17 protein-coding genes are annotated in these 18,308 nt (G+C 67.1%); 12 read left to right on the forward strand and 5 right to left on the reverse strand.

What is annotated here, in order from left to right:
* Positions 1–100 precede the first annotated feature (100 nt).
* A complete protein-coding gene (locus tag ABE464_RS04385; RefSeq protein ID WP_070425312.1) occupies positions 101–535 on the reverse strand; it encodes a glyoxalase in 435 nt (144 codons plus the stop codon).
* Entirely contained in the window at positions 457–1,794 is a 1,338-nt protein-coding gene (locus ABE464_RS04390; protein ID WP_346470908.1) for an MFS transporter, read from the reverse strand. Before ABE464_RS04390 ends, ABE464_RS04385 begins: the two co-directional genes overlap by 79 nt.
* Before the next feature lie 75 nt (positions 1,795–1,869).
* Here ABE464_RS04390 and ABE464_RS04395 point away from each other — a divergent pair, with 75 nt between their 5' ends.
* Positions 1,870–2,313, forward strand: a complete 444-nt coding sequence (locus tag ABE464_RS04395) for a helix-turn-helix domain-containing protein (protein WP_346470909.1) — start codon at positions 1,870–1,872, stop codon at positions 2,311–2,313.
* Between the two features lie 267 nt (positions 2,314–2,580).
* Complete coding sequence (locus ABE464_RS04400) at positions 2,581–5,400, forward strand: glycoside hydrolase family 3 C-terminal domain-containing protein (protein ID WP_346470910.1); 2,820 nt, start codon at positions 2,581–2,583, stop codon at positions 5,398–5,400.
* A gap of 39 nt (positions 5,401–5,439) precedes the next feature.
* On the opposite strand, the gene ABE464_RS04405 is transcribed toward ABE464_RS04400, so the two are convergent.
* Positions 5,440–6,336: a LysR family transcriptional regulator gene (locus ABE464_RS04405; RefSeq protein WP_346470911.1), complete on the reverse strand. Its 897-nt coding sequence runs from the start codon at positions 6,334–6,336 to the stop codon at positions 5,440–5,442.
* A 106-nt stretch (positions 6,337–6,442) separates the two neighbouring features.
* Here ABE464_RS04405 and ABE464_RS04410 point away from each other — a divergent pair, with 106 nt between their 5' ends.
* The 4 genes from ABE464_RS04410 (at position 6,443) to ABE464_RS04425 (ending at position 12,180) form a co-directional block, all read left to right on the forward strand.
* A complete protein-coding gene (locus ABE464_RS04410; protein ID WP_346470912.1) occupies positions 6,443–7,798 on the forward strand; it encodes an MFS transporter in 1,356 nt (451 codons plus the stop codon).
* Positions 7,795–8,190 (forward strand): hypothetical protein, encoded by a 396-nt coding sequence (locus ABE464_RS04415; RefSeq protein ID WP_346470913.1) that lies wholly within the window; start codon positions 7,795–7,797, stop codon positions 8,188–8,190. The genes ABE464_RS04410 and ABE464_RS04415 overlap by 4 nt, the downstream gene beginning before the upstream one ends.
* Positions 8,191–8,295: 105 nt before the next feature.
* Positions 8,296–10,185 carry a CocE/NonD family hydrolase gene (locus tag ABE464_RS04420; RefSeq protein ID WP_346471125.1) on the forward strand — a complete coding sequence of 630 codons (1,890 nt, stop codon included), beginning with the start codon at positions 8,296–8,298 and terminating at the stop codon, positions 10,183–10,185.
* Between the two features lie 123 nt (positions 10,186–10,308).
* Positions 10,309–12,180: a hypothetical protein gene (locus ABE464_RS04425; RefSeq protein WP_346470914.1), complete on the forward strand. Its 1,872-nt coding sequence runs from the start codon at positions 10,309–10,311 to the stop codon at positions 12,178–12,180.
* 11 nt (positions 12,181–12,191) lie between these two features.
* On the opposite strand, the gene ABE464_RS04430 is transcribed toward ABE464_RS04425, so the two are convergent.
* Complete coding sequence (locus tag ABE464_RS04430) at positions 12,192–13,286, reverse strand: alkene reductase (RefSeq protein WP_346470915.1); 1,095 nt, start codon at positions 13,284–13,286, stop codon at positions 12,192–12,194.
* Positions 13,287–13,493: 207 nt separating this feature from the next.
* Here ABE464_RS04430 and ABE464_RS04435 point away from each other — a divergent pair, with 207 nt between their 5' ends.
* From ABE464_RS04435 to lldD, 4 genes are all read left to right on the forward strand, one after another.
* The gene (locus ABE464_RS04435) at positions 13,494–14,252 is read left to right on the forward strand and encodes an SDR family NAD(P)-dependent oxidoreductase (RefSeq protein ID WP_346470916.1); all 759 of its coding nucleotides are present in this window, start codon (positions 13,494–13,496) and stop codon (positions 14,250–14,252) included.
* Between the two features lie 99 nt (positions 14,253–14,351).
* Positions 14,352–14,813, forward strand: coding sequence for an MgtC/SapB family protein (locus ABE464_RS04440; RefSeq protein WP_346470917.1), 462 nt, complete (start codon positions 14,352–14,354; stop codon positions 14,811–14,813).
* The gene (locus ABE464_RS04445; RefSeq protein WP_346470918.1) at positions 14,810–15,241 is read left to right on the forward strand and encodes a VOC family protein; all 432 of its coding nucleotides are present in this window, start codon (positions 14,810–14,812) and stop codon (positions 15,239–15,241) included. The genes ABE464_RS04440 and ABE464_RS04445 overlap by 4 nt, the downstream gene beginning before the upstream one ends.
* 98 nt (positions 15,242–15,339) lie before the next feature.
* Positions 15,340–16,539 carry an FMN-dependent L-lactate dehydrogenase LldD gene (gene lldD, locus ABE464_RS04450; RefSeq protein ID WP_346470919.1) on the forward strand — a complete coding sequence of 400 codons (1,200 nt, stop codon included), beginning with the start codon at positions 15,340–15,342 and terminating at the stop codon, positions 16,537–16,539.
* Positions 16,540–16,578: 39 nt separating this feature from the next.
* Here the strand turns inward: lldD and ABE464_RS04455 are convergent, their stop codons facing one another.
* A complete protein-coding gene (locus ABE464_RS04455; RefSeq protein ID WP_346470920.1) occupies positions 16,579–16,884 on the reverse strand; it encodes a hypothetical protein in 306 nt (101 codons plus the stop codon).
* A 189-nt stretch (positions 16,885–17,073) separates the two neighbouring features.
* On the opposite strand from ABE464_RS04455, the gene ABE464_RS04460 reads away from it, so the two are divergent.
* Together ABE464_RS04460 and ABE464_RS04465 are read left to right on the forward strand one after the other, a co-directional pair.
* Positions 17,074–17,553, forward strand: coding sequence for a DUF1543 domain-containing protein (locus ABE464_RS04460; protein WP_346471126.1), 480 nt, complete (start codon positions 17,074–17,076; stop codon positions 17,551–17,553).
* A 100-nt stretch (positions 17,554–17,653) separates the two neighbouring features.
* Positions 17,654–18,280 carry a decarboxylase gene (locus ABE464_RS04465; RefSeq protein ID WP_346470921.1) on the forward strand — a complete coding sequence of 209 codons (627 nt, stop codon included), beginning with the start codon at positions 17,654–17,656 and terminating at the stop codon, positions 18,278–18,280.
* The last annotated feature ends 28 nt before the right edge of the window (positions 18,281–18,308 follow it).

Genomic DNA, 18,308 nt, shown 5'->3' on the forward strand with positions numbered 1-18,308 from the left:
ATGCTAACGAAATTGGCAGCCGGATTCCGAACCGGTTGAGGGTGCTGAATGCTTCAGGAGTACATCCACGCCTGACGTGGATGTAGACGGGAATGGGGACTCAGCGCCCCTGCGGATCGGGCCGGTGGTGCACGTACTCGACCACGGTGCCGTCCGGATGCACGGCGTTGAATGCCGCCCCGGTGGGCACGACCTGCAGCGGGAAGATGATCTGCGCCCCGGCCGCCACCAGCCGGTCGTAATAGGGCTGCACGTCATCCACCAGCAGCGTGCCGGTGGTCGAAGTGAACGGGGCCAGCTTGTCCGGCGCGCCTTCGATCAGCAGGAACGCCCCGACCATCGCCAGGCGCAGGCCGGCCTCGGGGAATGGAAAGCCCGCATCGGCCACCACGCCCTGCAACTGCTCGTAGAACGCCACCCGTGCTTCCAGCTCGCCCGGGCCGACGAACACCCGGATCAGCACCCGGGGGCTGCGTTGCCGGGAGGTGTCGTTGCGGTCGCGCCAGAGTTGATCGAAGTGGCGGTGTGGGGGCATGCGGTGACTCCGGGACGTGAGCGGTCATTATCGATCCGCGATCCACCGGGAATCGGGCAGGGCTCATGACCACCGGTGATGGCGTGATAACCCGGCATCGCCCACCACACCACCAGCGCGAGCAGCGATACGCCCGCGCCGGCCATGCAGACCCCTGTCCAGCCGAACGTGGCAAACAGCACACTGCCGGCCAGCGCACCCAGCCCACTGCCGGCGGCGTAAAACAGCATGTAGGCGGCGATCACCTGCGCCTGTGCGTGCACGGCTGCAGCCAGAATCCGGCTCTGGTTGGTGACGTGCAGCGCCTGCACGGCCAGATCGAGCAGCAGCACGCCAAGCACCAGCCAGCCCAGGTGGTGGGACATCGCGGCGATCGGCGCCCAGCTCAGCAGCATCAGCCACAGGCCCCCGGTGGTGACCCGCCCGGCATGGCCACGGTCACTCCAGTGCCCACTGCGTGCCGCCGCCAAGGCACCGAGCAGGCCGACCAGCGCGAAGGCGCCGATGGCGGTGTGGCTGAGGGCATACGGCGGTGCGCTCAGTGGCAGGCTCATGCTGCTCCAGAACAGGCCGAATACGGTGAACAGCAGCAGGCCCAGGACGCCGCGCTGGCGCAGCACCGGCTGTTGGTGCAGCAAGGCGATCAACCCGGTTCGCGCGGTGGGGGACGTCGAGACCGGCAACCGCGGCAGGCGCGCCCACAACAGCGTGCCCGTCACCACCATCAGCGCCGCCGAGAGCAGGTATACCGCGCGCCAGCCACCCAGATCGGCCACCGCGCCGGCCACCACGCGTGCCATCAACAACCCGACCACCACGCCTGCCTGTGCGGCACCGACCACGCGGCCACGTTCGTGCTCGCCTGCAGCGGCGGCGGCATAGGCGATCAACCCCTGGGTCATCGCGGTGCCCAGCAGGCCGACCGCCAGCATGCCCAGCAACAGACTCCAGGCCTGCGCCGCCATCGCGACGGCCAGCAGGGCCAGCACCAGGCCGCCGGTCTGGATCCCCATCAGGCGGCGGCGGTCCATGCGGTCGCCCAGCGGGACCACCCACAGCAGCGCGGCGACCGAACCCAGCTGGGTGGCGGCGATGACCGCGCCGATGCGGGCGGTACTGATCTGCAGATCGGCGGCCAGGGCGTCCAGCAAGGGCTGGGCGTAATAGACATTGGCCACGCTCAGGCCCGCGGCGCAGGCGAACAACAATAGCAGGGCGGACGGTACGCGGGACGCGGAAGGTTGGGTGAGGATAGTCACTGTAGAGTCTCAAAATAGAACCAGTTGATTCTGGGGCAAGTGGTTCTAAAATAAAACCTCAGACGGAGGGCGCTTATGACAACCCATGCCACAACCACCTGCCCGGTTGGGCGCGCGCTGGATCTGGTTGGCGACCGCTGGTCGCTGCTGATCGTGCGGGAGGCCTTCGATGGAGTGCGCCGTTTCAGTGACTTCCAACGCAGCTTGGGGATGTCGCGGAGCATGCTCAGCCAGCGCCTGCAGGCCTTGCTGGAGGCGGACGTGTTGGCGCAGCAGCCGCTGGGCGAGGGCCGCAGCTATCAGGAATACGTGCTCACCGAGCGCGGTCGCGCGCTGTTCCCGCTGGTGGTGGCGCTGCGCCAATGGGGTGAGGCGTTCCTGTTCGCGGCGGGCGAGCCACGCTCGGTGCTGCAGGCCGTCAGTGATGGATTGCCCCTGGCACCGATGCAGCCGCGTGACCAGCGCGGACAGGTCGTGGAGGCCGCCGCTACTGAGGTGATCAAGCCGGTTCCGGGGTGAAAGGGAACGCGCCTGGCGTCTCAAATGTAAGCATCCTGTTGACAGGCATGAACAGGCTCGGACACTCTTCGGGGGTGAGGCGCTGGTCAGGGCCTCCCGGGTGGTGCGGCTGTCACGACGGGCGGAGGGGCCTGGACGTAGCCGTCACCGCCTTGCGTTGTAAACGGTTCCGCGCGCCCGCGCGTGGTTCCCGCCGACATGGCGCTGCACCCTTCTGCGGCAAGACTCCCTGGATTTATTGCGCAAGCAAAGGTGTTTCGTCCGCTCATGAAAACGATTTCAAAGCCCCTGGCCCTGACGGCCGCCATCGCGCTCTCGCTGAGCGCTTCCGCCTGGGCTGCCGCCCCGGCCGCCACCACCGACGCGTTCACCGTGCTCACCCTGGAGCAGACTCCGGGCGACCTGGATGCGGCCGTGGTCGCCGCCCAGCTGGAGAAACTGCAGGTCGATGCACTGACCGTGCGCAACGTGGAGCGCCGCGCCGATCGCGTGGATCCGCTGCAGGGTCTGGCCGATGCGCTGGGCTACCACTATCGTTTCGTGACCGCCGATCCTGCCGCCGCGCAGCAGACCGGCAGCGTCGTGCTGACCCGCCTGCCGATCGAGGCCGAATCGGGCACCGAGCAGCCGTCACTGAATTACCTGCGCCTCAACGATGGCCGCCACGTGGTCGCGCTGTACACCAGCGCCGCCGATGCCGCTGCGCTGCCGCCGCTGGTCACCGGTTCGCGCCTGGGCGCACCGGCCGTGCTGCTGGGCGCGGTGAGCGCCGATGCGGCCACCACCGCCGGGTTCGATCCGTCGCGCGTCGCGCTGGAAGCCAACGAGAGCTACTTCAGCGATGGCTTCCAGTCGGCCACCTCGGCGGCGATCAAGCTGCGCACCCATGAGGGCAAGAAGGGCACCACCGCAGCCACGTTGCTGACCCTGGGCTATGCCGCGCCGGTGGGTGGCGAGACGCCGTGGATGGACACCGGTCTGAACGCCGATGCCCGTGCCAAGGCCCTGGTCGCGCAGATGACCGTGGACGAAAAGTTCCAGATGCTGCACAGCTACTTCGGGCTGGGCAAAGACGGCGGTCCGCTGCCGGAAGGCGCGGTCGGTTCGGCCGGTTTCGTGCCGGGCGTGCCGCGCCTGGGCATTCCGGCGCAGCAGTCGGCCGATGCCGGTGTCGGCGTGACCAATCCGGGCGGCCTGCGCAAGGGTGACCATGCCACCGCGATGCCGTCCGGCCCGTCCACGGCCTCCAGCTGGAACCCGGATATCGCCTTCGCTGGCGGTGCCACCATGGGCCGCGAAGCCTGGCAGCAGCGCTTCAATATCCTGCTGGCCGGCAGCGTCAACCTGCAGCGCGATCCGCGCAACGGCCGCAACTTCGAATACGCCGGTGAAGATCCGCTGCTGGCCGGTGTGCTGGTCGGCGAGTCGATCCGCGGCGTGCAGAGCCAGCACGTCATCTCCACGATGAAGCACTTCGCGCTCAATGACATGGAGACCTCGCGCAACTTCCACAGCGCCGAGATCGGCGAGCAGGCGATGCGCGAATCGGACCTGCTGGCCTTCGAAATCGCCATGGACATCGGCAAGCCCGGTTCGGCGATGTGCTCGTACAACCGCATCAACGGTACCTACGGCTGCGAACACGATTACCTCATGAACGAGGTGCTCAAGCAGGAATGGAAGTTCCCAGGCTTCGTGATGTCCGATTGGGGCGGCGTGCACAGCGGTTCCAAGGCGGCGCTGGCCGGTCTGGACCAGCAGTCGGCCGGTGAAGTGTTCGACAAGGCGGTCTATTTCGACGAGCCGCTGCGCCTGGCCGTTGCCGGTGGCGTGGTGCCGCAGGCGCGCCTGGACGACATGGTCGGCCGCATCCTGCGCACCATGTTTGCGCACGGCAACTTCGACCTGCCGCCGGTGCATGAGCCGATCGACGACGACGCCGGCTTCCACGCCGCGCAGCGCACCGTTGAAGAAGGCAGCGTGCTGCTGCGCAACGCCGATGATCTGCTGCCGCTGGGCAAGGACGTGCAGCGCATCGTGATCATCGGTGGCCATGCCGACAAGGGCGTGATCGGTGGCGGCGGTTCTTCGATGGTGGGCTGGACCGCGCGGGGCACCAATGCGGTGCCGGGCGTGATGCCGACCACCTGGCCGGGTCCGGTGATCTTCCACCCGTCCTCGCCGCTGGAAGCGCTGCGCGCCGAGCGCCCGGATGCCCGGATCGATTACGTGGATGGCCGCGACGTGGCCGCCGCCGCGCGCGCTGCCGCGGCCGCGGATGTGGCCATCGTGTTCGCCACGCAGTGGTCGGCCGAATCGGTCGATCTGCCGCACATGCAGCTGCCGGACAACCAGGACAAGCTGATCGCCGGTGTGGCCAAGGCCAACCCGAAGACGGTGGTGGTGCTGGAAACCAATGGCCCGGTCGAGCTGCCGTGGCTGCAGCAGGTGCCGGCCATCCTGCAGGCCTGGTACCCGGGCATCCGCGGTGGTGAAGGCATCGCCGCGCTGCTGACCGGCAAGGTCAATCCGTCCGGTCGCCTGCCGGTGACCTGGCCGACCGATGTCAGCCAGCTGCCGCGCCCGCACGTCAACGGCCTGGGCTTCAATCCGAAGAACAAGCCGGATGACACCATCGATTACAACATCGAAGGTGCCAACGTCGGCTACAAGTGGTTCGCCGCGAAGGGCCTGACCCCGCAGTACGCGTTCGGCCATGGCCTGTCCTACACCAGCTTCGGCTACGACAACCTGCAGGTGGTGGTGGAAGGCCAGCGTGTGGTCGCCAGCGTGGACGTGCGCAACACCGGCAAGGTTGCCGGTGCGGACGTGCCGCAGCTGTACCTGCAGCTGCCGCAGGGCAGCACCACCCCGATCCGCCTGATCGGCTTCCAGAAGGTGACGCTGCAGCCGGGCGAAAGCCGCCGGATCCGCATCGAAGCCGAGCCGAAGACGCTGGCCAGCTTCGATACCGCCGACAAGCAGTGGAAGATCGCCGGTGGGCAGTACGAAGTGCAGCTGTCGCGCGCGGCCAATGCACCGGTGCAGCGCGTGCTGTTGGAGCTGGCCGAGCAGGTCGTCCGCTGAGCTGACGGGCGGGGCACGACCTTGGGTCGTGCCCCCCGGTTAACCCGGCAGGTGCTCGCGCAGGTGCGCCAGCAGCAGCCGGACCCGGCGCGAGGGCTGGGCGGTGTTGGGAAACACCGCATAGACGCCCTGGCGCGGGAAACGATGACGGCGCAGGATCGGCAGCAGCCGGCCCTGCGCCAGATCGTCATCGATCAACCACTGCGGCAACACGGTCGCGCCGGCCCCGGCCAGCGCGAAGGCACGCAGGGTGGAGGCGTTATCGACCGTAACCACCGCATGGGCGGGGTTGCAGGCAAACACCTGGTCGCTGCCATCGGGCGCCACCAGCGGCAGATCCGCCAGGCGCGGATACCCCAATCGTGGCAGCGTACGGACCCAGTCCGGATCATCGCGCGCGGCATCATCCGGCAGCATGGACAACAACGACGGCGCGGCGACCGCGCACAGCGCGTGTTCGTCCAGCAGGGTCGCGCGCAGCTGCGAGTCCTGCAGCCGCCCCAACCGGATTGCCAGATCGAACCGCTCGGGAATCAGGTCCGCCGGCGCCGGTGAGGTGGACAGGTGCAGGCGCAACTCGGGATGCAGGGCGCGGAACGACTCCAACACCGGCACGACCCGCGCGATCGCATATTCCGGCGTGGTGGTCAGCCGCAGCGTGCCACGCAGCTGCAGCTGTTCGCTGCGTGCCTCCTCGATCGCCAGCTCGGCCGTCGCCAACAGGGCGGTGCAGTGCTGGTAAAAGCGCTCCCCGGCCTCGGTCAGCGCCAGGCTGCGGGTATTGCGCACCAGCAGGGTCACGCCGAGTTCCTGCTCCAGTCGCTTGAGATTGAAACTCACCACCGCGCGGCTCTGGCCGAGGCGCTGCGCGGCCGCGGTCAGGCTGCCGGCATCAACAATCGTTTTGAAGGTCTCGAAGCGGTCCAGGCTGACCATGGCGGCGCGCTGACTGTCAAAAATGGTTTGACAGTCTTGCATCCGGTTGCCCGTTTATCCAGCCGCCGCCAACGCGCATGCTGCCGCCTCGCAATCGGAGCACCGCATGACATACCGGGCCAAGGTGGAAACGCTGTACCTGCTGGGATTCTCGCTGGACCTGGTGAACATGTTCATCGGTACTGTCGCGTATCCGGCCATCGCCGCCGACCTGCAGGCCTCCGTGCCGCAGCTGGCATGGATCGGCAACGCCTACATGCTCGGCCTGACCCTGGTGATTCCACTGGGCAGCTGGCTGGCCGCGCGCCTTGGCGAGCGCCGGGTGCTGTGCCTCTCGCTGGCCCTGTTTACCGTAGGCGCTGTGCTGGCAGGCACCGCGCCGAGCATCGAGTGGCTGATCGCGTGGCGCCTGCTGCAGGGGCTGGGCGGTGGGCTGTTGATTCCGGTGGGGCAGGCGATGGCCTACCGCGAATGCCCGCCGGCCGATCGCGCGCGACTGACCGCCCGCATCATGGCGGTGGCCCTGCTGGTGCCGGCGTTGTCACCGACGTTGGGCGGCCTGCTGGTGGAGTGGGGCTCGTGGCGGGGTGTGCTGCTGGTCAGTGTGCCGCTGGCCGTGGTGGCCTTGGTGCTGGCGGCGTGGTGGGTGCGTCCGGGGCGGCCGGCGCTCGTTCCTGCGCTGGACCGTCGCGGGCTGCTGCTGGGCTCCGCAGGCCTGAGCGTGTTGCTGGTCGCGCTGAGCCTGGTGGCCGAAGCGGATCAGCGGATGCTGGGCGCCGCGCTGTTGGCGGTCGCCGGGCTGGTGCTGGCCTGCTATGCGCGCAGTGCGCGCCGTACCGATCATCCGGTCCTGCACTGGTCGCTGCTGCGACATCCCTCGTTGCGGCTGGCGATGTTGGTCTATCTGCTGGTGCCGGGCACCTTCATCGGCACACAACTGGTGGCGACGCTGCTGCTGCATCGGCAGGGCTACGGCGCGGCGGCCATCGGTGGCTTCATGCTCCCGTGGGCGCTCGCCTCGGCCTGCGCGATCGCCACCACACGGCACTGGCTGCCACGGATCGGGGCACGCCCGCTGTTGAGCGTCGGCATGGGGTGCCAGGCCATCGGCATCGTGCTGCTGATCGGTGTGCAGGCCGGTCAGCCCTGGCTGCCCGTGCTGGCCTTCGCGCTGATGGGGCTGGGCGGGAGCCTGTGCAGCAGCAGCGCGCAGACGCTCGCCTTCCAGGGGCTGGCGGACGCGGAGCTGCTGCCGGGCAGCGCGCTGTGGAACCTCAACCGCCAGCTCAGTTTCTGTCTGGCAGCCGCCTTGCTGGCCTGTGTGCTGGCGATGTTGTCGGCCGCAACGCCGGAGTACGCGTTCGCGCTCACCCTGATCCTGGCCGCGGGCATGAGCCTGCTGCCGGTCTTTCTGCTATGGCGCCTGCCGCCGTCTTCCCTTGTCTTGAGAGCTTCCCCATGAACGACACCCTCGCCTTCAACGAGATTCACGCCCTGCATGTGCTGATCGAAGACTGGTTCACCGGCCGCTCGCCGGTGGCTGCGCTGGACACACTGCTGGCCCGCTTCAGCGAGGACTTCAGCATGGTCGGCGTCCGTGGCGTGCGCCTGGACAAACCCGCGCTGGCCGGTTTCTTCGCTTCTGCCCACGGCAGTCGGCCGGGAGTGCGGATCACCGTCGATGCAATGCAGTACCGTCCGCTAGCGCCCGCCGCCTGCGCGGTGCGCTATCGCGAGGACCAGATCGGTGCGGACGGCACCGGCAATCGACGCGAAGCACTGGCCATCCTCGTCACCGGCACCGATGGCACGCTGCGGTGGCGGGCTTTGCATGAAACGGTGGTTGGCGGCTGAATGCGCGAAGCAGCCTGAAAACGCGCCGATCGGCATCTACCGGCGCGGGCCGCGCGGCGCTAGGCTGCGGAGGTTGTCATCACTGCCGGGAGAGCGCCCATGCGTATGCGTGTATTGCCAGTTGCGTTGTTGAGTCTGATGGTGGCGGCCAGTGTGTCGGCGCAGACCTCGCCGATGACCCCGGACATTCCCGCCAAGGGGTTCTTGACGCCCACGGCGCAGGACAACTACGACAAGCGCGTGGTGATGGTGCCGATGCGCGATGGCACGAAACTCTACACGGTGATTGTGGTGCCCAAGGGCGCCAGGAACGCGCCGATCCTGCTGACCCGCACCCCCTATGATGCCGCCAACCGTGCCAAGCGCATGGATTCGCCGAACATGCGTGACATCCTGCCGCAGGGCGATGAGGTGTTCGTCGATGGCGGTTATATCCGGGTGTTCCAGGACATCCGCGGCAAGTACGGCTCCGAGGGCGATTACGTGATGACCCGGCCGTTGCGTGGGCCGCTCAACACCACGAAGGTGGACCACGCGACCGACGCATGGGACACCATCGATTGGCTGGTCAAGCATGTGCCCGAGAGCAATGGCAAGGTCGGCATGCTGGGCTCGTCCTACGAGGGCTTCACCGTGGTGATGGCACTGACCAACCCGCATCCAGCGTTGAAGGTGGCCGCGCCGCAGAGCCCGATGATCGATGGCTGGATGGGCGATGACTGGCTCAACTACGGTGCGTTCCGCCAGGTCAATTTCGGCTATTTCACCGGGCAGCTGGCCAAGCGCGGCAAGGGCCCGTCGATCCCCAGCGTGGGCTACGACGACTACACCACCTTCCTGCGCGCCGGCTCGGCCGGGGACTACGCCAAGGCCAATGGGCTGGATCAGTTGCCGTGGTGGCACAAGCTGATCGAGCACCCCAGCTACGACGCGTTCTGGCAGGAACAGGCGCTGGACGCGCGCATGGCCAAGACCGAGCTGAAGGTGCCCACGATGTGGCTGCAGGGCCTGTGGGACCAGGAAGACATGTGGGGCGCGGTGCACAGCTATGCGGCGATGGAGTCGCGCGACACCGGCAACACGCTGAATTATCTGGTCATGGGGCCGTGGCGGCACAGCCAGGTCAACTATGACGGCAGCAGTCTGGGCGCCTTGAAGTTCGACGGCGATACCGCGCTGCAGTTCCGTCGCGATGTGCTCAAGCCGTTCTTCGATCAGTACCTGGTGGATGGCGCGCCCAAGGCGCAGACACCGCCGGTGCTGATCTACAACACCGGCGAGAACCACTGGGACAGGCTGCAGCAGTGGCCGCGCAGCGTGGCGCAGTCCAGGCCGCTGTACCTGCGGGCGGGCGGCAAGCTTTCCTTCGAGGCACCGCAGGCCGGTGAAGCGACCTTTGAGGCGTATGTGTCCGATCCGGCCAAGCCGGTGCCATTCGTGCCGCGCCCGGTGCGCTTCGCCGACCGCGATATGTGGACGAGCTGGTTGGTGAAGGATCAGCGCTTCGTGGATGGTCGCCCGGACGTGCTGACCTTCGTCAGCGAACCGTTGACCGCCCCGTTGCGGATCGGCGGTGCGCCGCAGGTGAATCTGCAGGCCGCCACGAGTGGCAGTGACAGCGATTGGGTGGTGAAGCTGATCGATGTGTATCCGGACCAGATGCCGTCGACGCCGGAGATGGGCGGCTATGAGCTGTCGGTCTCGATGGCGATCTTCCGTGGCCGGTACCGGGAGAGCTTCAGCGACCCGAAGGCGATCGCAAGCAACCAGGTGCTGGACTACACGTTCGGTCTACCAACGGCGAACCATGTGTTCCAGCCGGGCCATCGGGTGATGGTGCAGGTGCAGTCGAGCTTGTTCCCGCTGTACGACCGCAATCCGCAGACGTTCGTGCCGAACATTTATCTGGCCAAGCCGGGCGATTACCAGAAGGCGACGCAGCAGATCTGGCACGCGCCGCAGCAGGCCAGTTTCATTTCGTTGCCGGTGTATTGAACGCAGACGCGTTCCCGGTGCCACGCCGCGGCCATGGACGCCGCGCGCGTGGAGATTGCCGGGTACATTGCATCGCCTGGTGACAGGCGCTAGCGTGCAGCTCCACTTTGCATGATGCGACCGATGAAAAGGATGTTCGTGGTAGGCGCGCTGATGTCGCTGGCAGGCGGCGCGCCGGCGCAGTCGTTCACCGTGCTGGGCAACAGTTTCGGCGCCGAGGCGCTGGTGTCCCTGGATGGCCGCCTGCTGGTGCCGCCCAATGGCGCGCGCATGCATCGGCTGTCCGCCGACCGCTGGATGCGCGCCCAGGGCCCCACCACGCCGCAGCAGTGGTACGACGATGCAGGACGACTGCTGCGTGAGGACCGGGGTTACACCGAGTACCGCGAACGGTTCGTGCTGCCGCAGGCCGCATCCGGTGATCCTGTGTGGGAGGCGTTCATCCAGGCCGATGGTGAGGCGGTCGGTGGCCGGGGCGTGGTGGATGCGCTGGGTCAGGTTCGCCTTCCGGCGCTGAAGGATGGCGAATGGGTGCCGTTGGCGGTACCCGATCGCGTGCTGTGGAACGCCCGCAGTGGTCCGCTGCGCTTCCATGACCTGCACGGGCGCGTGGTCATGGAGCTGGATGAGCGGCAGGTCCAGTGGGTGGCTGGGCCGTTCGCCGGCCGCCACGTGTATGTCGCGTGCAGCGTCCAGGTGCCTGAGCACTGCAACGTGCTGGGTGAAGACGGCACGACGCTGTTTTCCGATGACATCGACGCACTGCTGCCGGTCACCGACGGTGGCTGGTGGCTGCGGCGGGGCGAGCTGTGGCGGCGGGTGGATGCACAGGGCAGGGCGACGGACAGCGCGCGCTACCACCAGGATGGCCTGTATCCCCGTTATCGCCAGTATGGCGGCACTGCGGGCCGGCGTGACTGGCCCGAGCGGGTCAACCGGCATGCCACCGGCAGCGCCGACGACACGCCCGAGCCCGGCTGGCTGATGGCCGACGGACAGTTTGCCGCGCAGCATGGCAACGTCCGCCTGGACTACTGCGGTGGCCAGTGGCAGGTGCTGGACGAGGAGGGCGTCCGCCCGCCCACCGTCGCCCCGGCCGCGCTGGCAGCAGTGCTCGACGCCCCCGATGCTCAACAGCGACAGGCACCGCCGTGGCGCGTCCGGCATGCCACCGATACCGATACCGCTGCGGTACTGGACTGTCACGGCCAGGTGGTGTTCGCGCCGTCGAACGTGGACAGCTTCGACCCGGTTGGCGGCGGGTTGCTGGGCACGTTCGTCGGCGAATCCTCGCCCCGCCTGTGGTGGGATGGACGCACCGCCTACACCGTGCCTGCCGGCATGTTCATCGACGATGACCACGTCAGCCCACCGTTGCTGTTGCTCTGGGAGCAGGCTGCCGGTGTCAACCACCTGTACAACCTCGAGCGTGGCCGCATCGTGGGGCGTCCTTTCGAGGGCGTGGTGCGCATGGATGGTGGCCGGGTAGTGTTCCGCCGGGACGGGCAACTGGGGATGATGCTGCCCGATGGCAGCGAACCGGCCGCGCCAGCGAGCTTCGATATCCTGCCCTGGGGCACGGACCGTACCTGGACGCGCCGCTATCTGGACGGCGGTGATGAGGCGCTGACCCTGCTGGACGCCAACCACCAGGTACTGCTGCGGCGACGTCTGCTGTTCAGTGGCGTGGAACTGCAGTCCACCTGGCAGGGGGATGTGGAGCGGCAACCGCTGACGCTGTTGAATCTCGGTACGATGCGCTTCGCCGATGGCGAGTACTTCGTCCAGCAATGGCTGGATCGCAACGGACAGGTGCTGCTCAGTGACATCAGCTGTCCGGCACCCGGCGATGGTCCGCCCTCGAAGGGAAAGGGCGTCCTGCTCGGGCGCGGGTGGCGCGTGGACAGTGTGCCCACGCGCCCCTGCACGTTACCTGCGGCGCTGCTGCCGGTGCTTGCCGGCGGCGATGTGACCGACGCGATGCGCGACCGATGACAGCGCGCGGATCAGCCTGAAACGCTGGGGTAGTCGGTGTAACCCTGCGCACCGCCGCCATACAGCGTGTCCTGATCCAGATCGGACAGCGCCACGCCGAGACGGAAACGCTCGACCAGATCCGGGTTGGCGATGAAGGGGCGGCCGAACGCGATCATGTCGGCATAGCCCGACGCGACGGCCGCTTCAGCACGCGCTTGGTCGTAGCCGTTGTTCGCGATCCAGGCACCGGTGAACTTGGCGCGCAGGGCGGCATAGTCGAAGGCGATGTTGTCGCGCGGGCCACCGGTCGCCCCTTCGATCACATGGATGAAGGCCAGCGGGCCGATGGCATCCAGACGCTCCACGGCGCGTTCGAACAAGGGCTGCGGGTTGGAATCGGCGGCATCGTTGGCCGGCGTCACCGGCGACAGGCGCACGCCGGTCCGCTCGGCGCCGATTTCCGAGACGATCGCACGGACCACTTCATCGAGCAGGCGGGTGCGGTTCTCGATGCTGCCACCGTATTCGTCGGTACGCTGGTTGCTGCCATCGCGCAGGAACTGATCGATCAGGTAGCCGTTGGCGGCATGCACTTCCACGCCATCGAAGCCGGCGGTGATCGCGTTGCGCGCGGCCTGGCGGAAGTCCTGGATCAGGCCGGGAATCTCATCCAGACGCAGGGCGCGGGGCTCGGAGACATCCTCAAAGCCCTTGGCGGTGAAGGTCTTGGCATTGGCGCGCAGTGCACTCGGCGCAACCGGGACCTCGCCCTCGGGCAGAAGGGTGGTATGCGAGATACGGCCGACATGCCACAACTGCAGCACGATCTTTCCGCCGCGCGCATGGACGGCATCGGTGACTTTTTTCCAGGCATCGATCTGCGCCTGGCTGTAGATGCCGGGCGTGTCGAGATAGCCCTGGCCCATCGGGCTGATCTGGGTGGCCTCGGCGATGATCAGCCCGGCACTGGCGCGCTGCTCGTAGTACTGGATCGCGAGCGGATTGGGGATGCGGTCGTGGATCGCGCGGTTGCGGGTGAGCGGTGCCATCGCGATGCGGTTGGTGACCTCGATGGCCCCCAGACGGGTGGGGGAGAACAACTGGCCGTCACTGGACTCTGTCATGGGCTTACCTTGGGGGAGGGAGACCGCCATCGGCGGATGAAACAGGTATGTGGGCATACGACCCCGAGCATAGGCCCAGGTGCGTTGCAGCGATGGGAAGGATTGTTGCGGAGCCTGCTGTGCACGTTCTGTAACGTTTTCGCGGCGTATGGTCGAGGCATGGGCAGGCACTGCCCGCTGCCTTTTTCCAACCCGAGGAACAACGCGATGATTGATTATCAACTCAAGGGAAAGGTCGCCATTGTCACCGGCGGCGTCTCCGGCATCGGCCTGGCCGTGGCCGAACTGCTGGCCGATTCCGGCGCGGCGGTGGCGGTGTGGGACCTCAAGGCCGATGCTGTGGAAAAGACCGCTGAGGCGCTGCAGAAGAAAGGCGTGAAGTCGATCGGCATCGCGTTGAATGTGACCGATGAGAACGCCGTTGAAGCGGCCGTGAAGCAGACCGTCGAGGCACTAGGCGGGTTGGATATCGCAGTGAACAACGCGGGTATCGGCGGGCCGTCGGCGGCCAGCGGCGATTACCCCGTGGATGGCTGGAAGAACGTCATCGACGTCAATCTCAACAGCGTGTTCCTGTGCCAGCGGGCGCAGATCCAGGCGATGCGCAGCGCGGGCAACGGCGGCAGCATCATCAACATGGCCTCGATTCTGGCCCAGGTGGGGTTCGGCAACTCCTCCGCCTACGCGGCTGCCAAGCACGGTGTGGTCGGGCTGACCCAGACGGCCGCGTGGGAACACGCCGCAGACAAGATCCGCATCAACGCCGTGGGCCCCGGTTTCATCGCCACGCCGCTGCTGGACAAGATGGACCCGAAGGTGAAGCAGGCGCTGGAGAGCAAGCATGCGCTGGGCCGCCTCGGTACCCCGGACGAGGTCGCGGCCCTGGTGGCATGGCTGGCCAGTGCCGATGCCAGCTTCGCGACCGGCACCTATTACGCCATCGATGGCGGTTATCTGGCGCAGTAAGCCCTGCGACGGCAGGCTCACCAAGGCCTGTCGTTTGCTTCACGGTGCTCAGACGCCCCAGTCTGCGACGCTCCGTCCATTGCCGGATGAGAGACGCAGATGGGACTGGAACAAGATCTATCGATCCTGCTGCGCATAGCCGTGGCGATGCTGCTGGGCGCCACGCTCGGCATCGAGCGCGAGATGGGCAAGCATGCGGCTGGCCTGCGCACGCACATGCTGATCGCAGGCGCGGCCGCGTTGATTGTCGGGCTCGGTGACAGCATCGCCGAACACTTCCAGGAAGAGCGTTACCGCGACCTGCTGCAGGTCGATCCGGTCCGTCTGATCGAAGCGGTGGTGGCCTGCGTCGGCTTCGTCGCCGCCGGCACCATCCTGCGGGGCTCGCGCGACGATCAGGTCAGCGGACTGACCACCGCCAGCTCGCTGATCATGGCCGCCGCCATCGGCATCGCGGTCGGCATCGGTGAGTACGTGATCGCCATCGGCGTCAGTGTGTTGTGCCTGATCGTGCTGGTGGTGTTCAGCCGCATCGCTAAAAAACTGGAGTCCTCGTCATGAGCAGCGAACGTCCCTTCCAGATCCAACGCATCGACCATGTGGTGCTGCGCGTGCAGGATCTCCCCCGCGCGGTACGTTTCTACCGCGACGTTCTCGGTTGCACGGTCGCCCGTGAGCGTCCCTCGTTGGGCATGGTGCATCTGCATGCGGGCGAATCGATGATCGACCTTGTCAGCGTGGACGGCCCCCTCGGCGTCAAGGGCGGTGCGGCGCCGGGACGCGAAGGGCGCAACGTGGATCATCTGTGCCTGCGCGTGGAGCCCTTCGATGAGGCAGACGTACGCGCGCATCTGGAGGGGCAGCAGCTCACACTGGAAGGGAAGGCCGAGCGCAACTACGGCGCGGAAGGCGATGGGCTGTCGCTGCGCCTGCGTGATCCCGACGGCAATCTGGTGGAACTGAAGGGTCGCTCCAGCGACTGCGGCTGATCGCCCGCAGGGCAGCCGGAAAGGCGCTCGGCCAATGGTCTAGTTGGCATGCCCTGCATTCTGCGGTTCACTGGAGACTGTTCCAGCGCAGATGACCCATGATCATTTCCGCCTCCACCGATTATCGCGCAGCAGCACAACGCCGCCTGCCGCCGTTCCTGTTCCATTACATCGATGGCGGCGCGTATGCCGAGCACACGTTGAAGCGCAACGTCGCCGACCTGTCGGACATCGCGCTGCGCCAGCGCATCCTGCGCAACATGTCCGACCTGAGCCTGGAAACCGAGCTGTTCGGGGAACGCCTGGCGATGCCGGTGGCACTGGCCCCGGTCGGGCTGACCGGCATGTACGCGCGCCGCGGTGAAGTGCAGGCGGCGCGGGCAGCGGCGAGCCGGGGGATTCCGTTCACGCTGTCCACCGTGTCGGTCTGCCCGATCGAGGAAGTCGCCCCGGCCATTGATCGGCCGATGTGGTTCCAGCTGTATGTGCTCAAGGATCGCGGCTTCATGCGCAACGCGCTGGAGCGGGCCAAGGCGGCCGGGGTGACCACGTTGGTGTTCACCGTGGACATGCCCACGCCGGGCGCGCGTTATCGTGACGCGCACTCGGGCATGAGCGGCCCGAATGCACCGGCGCGGCGCATGCTGCAGGCGGTGACGCACCCGCGCTGGGCGTGGGACGTCGGCCTGTTCGGGCGCCCGCACGACCTGGGCAACATCTCCACCTACCGCGGCAGCCCGACCGGGCTGGCGGACTACATTGGCTGGCTGGGCGCCAACTTCGATCCCTCCATTTCCTGGAAAGACCTGGAGTGGATCCGTGAGTTCTGGACCGGCCCGATGGTGATCAAGGGCATTCTCGACCCGGAGGATGCGCGCGATGCGGTGCGCTTCGGGGCCGATGGCATCGTGGTCTCCAACCATGGCGGGCGCCAGCTGGATGGCGTGCTCTCTACCGCACGTGCCTTGCCGGCGATCGCCGATGCGGTCAAGGGCGAGCTGAAGATCCTCGCCGATTCCGGCATCCGTAACGGCCTGGACGTGGTGCGCATGATCGCCCTCGGCGCGGACAGCGTGCTGCTGGGTCGAGCGTTCGTGTATGCGCTCGCCGCGCAGGGCGAGGCTGGCGTGGCCAATCTGCTGGATCTCATTGCCAAGGAAATGCGCGTGGCGATGACGCTCACCGGCGCGAAGACCATCGCCGATATCAGTGCCGATTCGCTGGTGGACGCCACCCAACGGCGCCAACCACCGGTAGAACCACCCCATGGGTGGCTGCACGGAAACCCTGCCATCTAGTGGTCCAGCCACCCATGGGGTGGCTCTACGCCCGCGGAATCACTCGCAGCGGACGGCGGTGATCACGTTGTCCTTGTCGATGAACACCCGCAGGCGATCCTGGCGCAGGTCACGGGTGGTGATCGTGGCCGGGCCGATCGGATTGATCAGGCCGGCGCCGCTCTGCACCAGCAGCTTGCGCATGTTCGCTTCGTCGGCCTTCTGGCCCACGGCCCAGCCCAGCGCGTCGGCCTTGCACAGGCCCGGTCCCTTGATTTCCGGCCCCGGCGTGCTGACGCAGGCGGTCAGTGACAGGGTGCCTGCGAGCATGATCGCGGCGAGGGGATAACGGGAAAGGGATGCCATCGGGTCGCTCCTGCGGGGTCAGGCGCCGACCATACCACCGCAGTGCGCATGGACGTGTGGTGGTGACCCCGCGACGGTTCGACGCAGCGTGGGCCGCGCGCGCGGGGCAGGGCGCTGCGGGGCCTGGCGTTACACTGGGTGCCCGCTCAACATCGGTCATCCCGGGAGTCGCAGGTGCTGCACGTGTTCATGCTTGGCGGGAGACATGCCCGGGCCCGGATCGAGGTTCACGATGTGGCTTTCGCCAACGTCGATGTAATCGAGGAAGCCTACCCGCAGCTGCGCCAGGACTGGTTCGGCGAACGTAAAGGGCTCCATGTCGATGGCTGGCTCGCGGTGGATGGGGTGGAGGAGTACCGGGTGCGCTTTGCCGATGTGGCACCGGCTGCTGGTGCGCCGCGGCTGTACTTTCTCAATCTGGGCGGTTATGTCGCCGGCGCCCTGGGTGAGGCGCATGACTACCAACTGCTGGTCGCCACCGGTGTCGAGGAGGCCAAGCGCAAGGCCAGGACGTTGCGCGATGCCAGCTGGTTCAAGCCGCATACCGATGCGCTGCTGGAAGTGGATGACTGCATCGCCATCGATCAGGTCGGGGGCCGCCACGTGCAGCTCGAGCGCGGTGAACACCGCGGGATCACGCTGGTCAGTGACTACATCGTGATCGGCTGAGCGGCGCCGATTGCTCGCAGCGGTCCTGCTGGCGCATAGTGTCGCGGTCTTGTGAGGTCCGGCGGTATCGCTGCGACAGGTCAACCAACGGAAACAGAACATGCAGAGCAGGAAGATCACGGCCGCCTTGATCGTGACGGTGGGAATGGCCTTGGCAGGCAGCGTGATGGCCGCCGAGCCGGAGGCGCCGGTGTTTGGAGGGTGGCGCAATCTGCATTCGGCCAATGGCGCAGCACCCGTGCTGGAGGATCTGCCTTTCGCGATCCTGCCGCGGGACGTCGCCAAGGGCAGCCGCTTTGCGGTCCTGGACCGCGAGAACAAGCAGGCGGTGTGCTGCCTGGTCGTGGACAGCGAACGGCTCGATGCGATCGCGCTGGAAACCCGCTTTCGCCTGCCCGGCGTCTGGATCGCCGATCTGCTTGGCAACGAGGACTTCAACCAGCGTCATGGCGACCGCCACGTGTTCGCGATGACGCGCGAAGATGCCCTGGTCGATCACGTCTTCTCCGACGCCGGGGGGGCCTACAGCGATCTGGGTGGACTGCTGCTGCCCGCCGGTGCCGCGCTGGAAGAGGGAGGCAGCATCAAGCTGGGCGCAACCAGCTACCGCCTGCAGATCCAGTCGCAGCGGTTCGCCGATGACAACGGCGCACTGGATCGCTACACCCTGCAGCCGCCTGCGCCTGCCGCCCCGGTGGTGCTCGAGGTGCCGTACAGCACTTACTGACACGGAAGCGACAGAAACGGCACGGTAC

Source organism: Stenotrophomonas sp. TWI587 (assembly GCF_039674145.1).
GTDB lineage: Bacteria > Pseudomonadota > Gammaproteobacteria > Xanthomonadales > Xanthomonadaceae > Stenotrophomonas > Stenotrophomonas maltophilia_AY.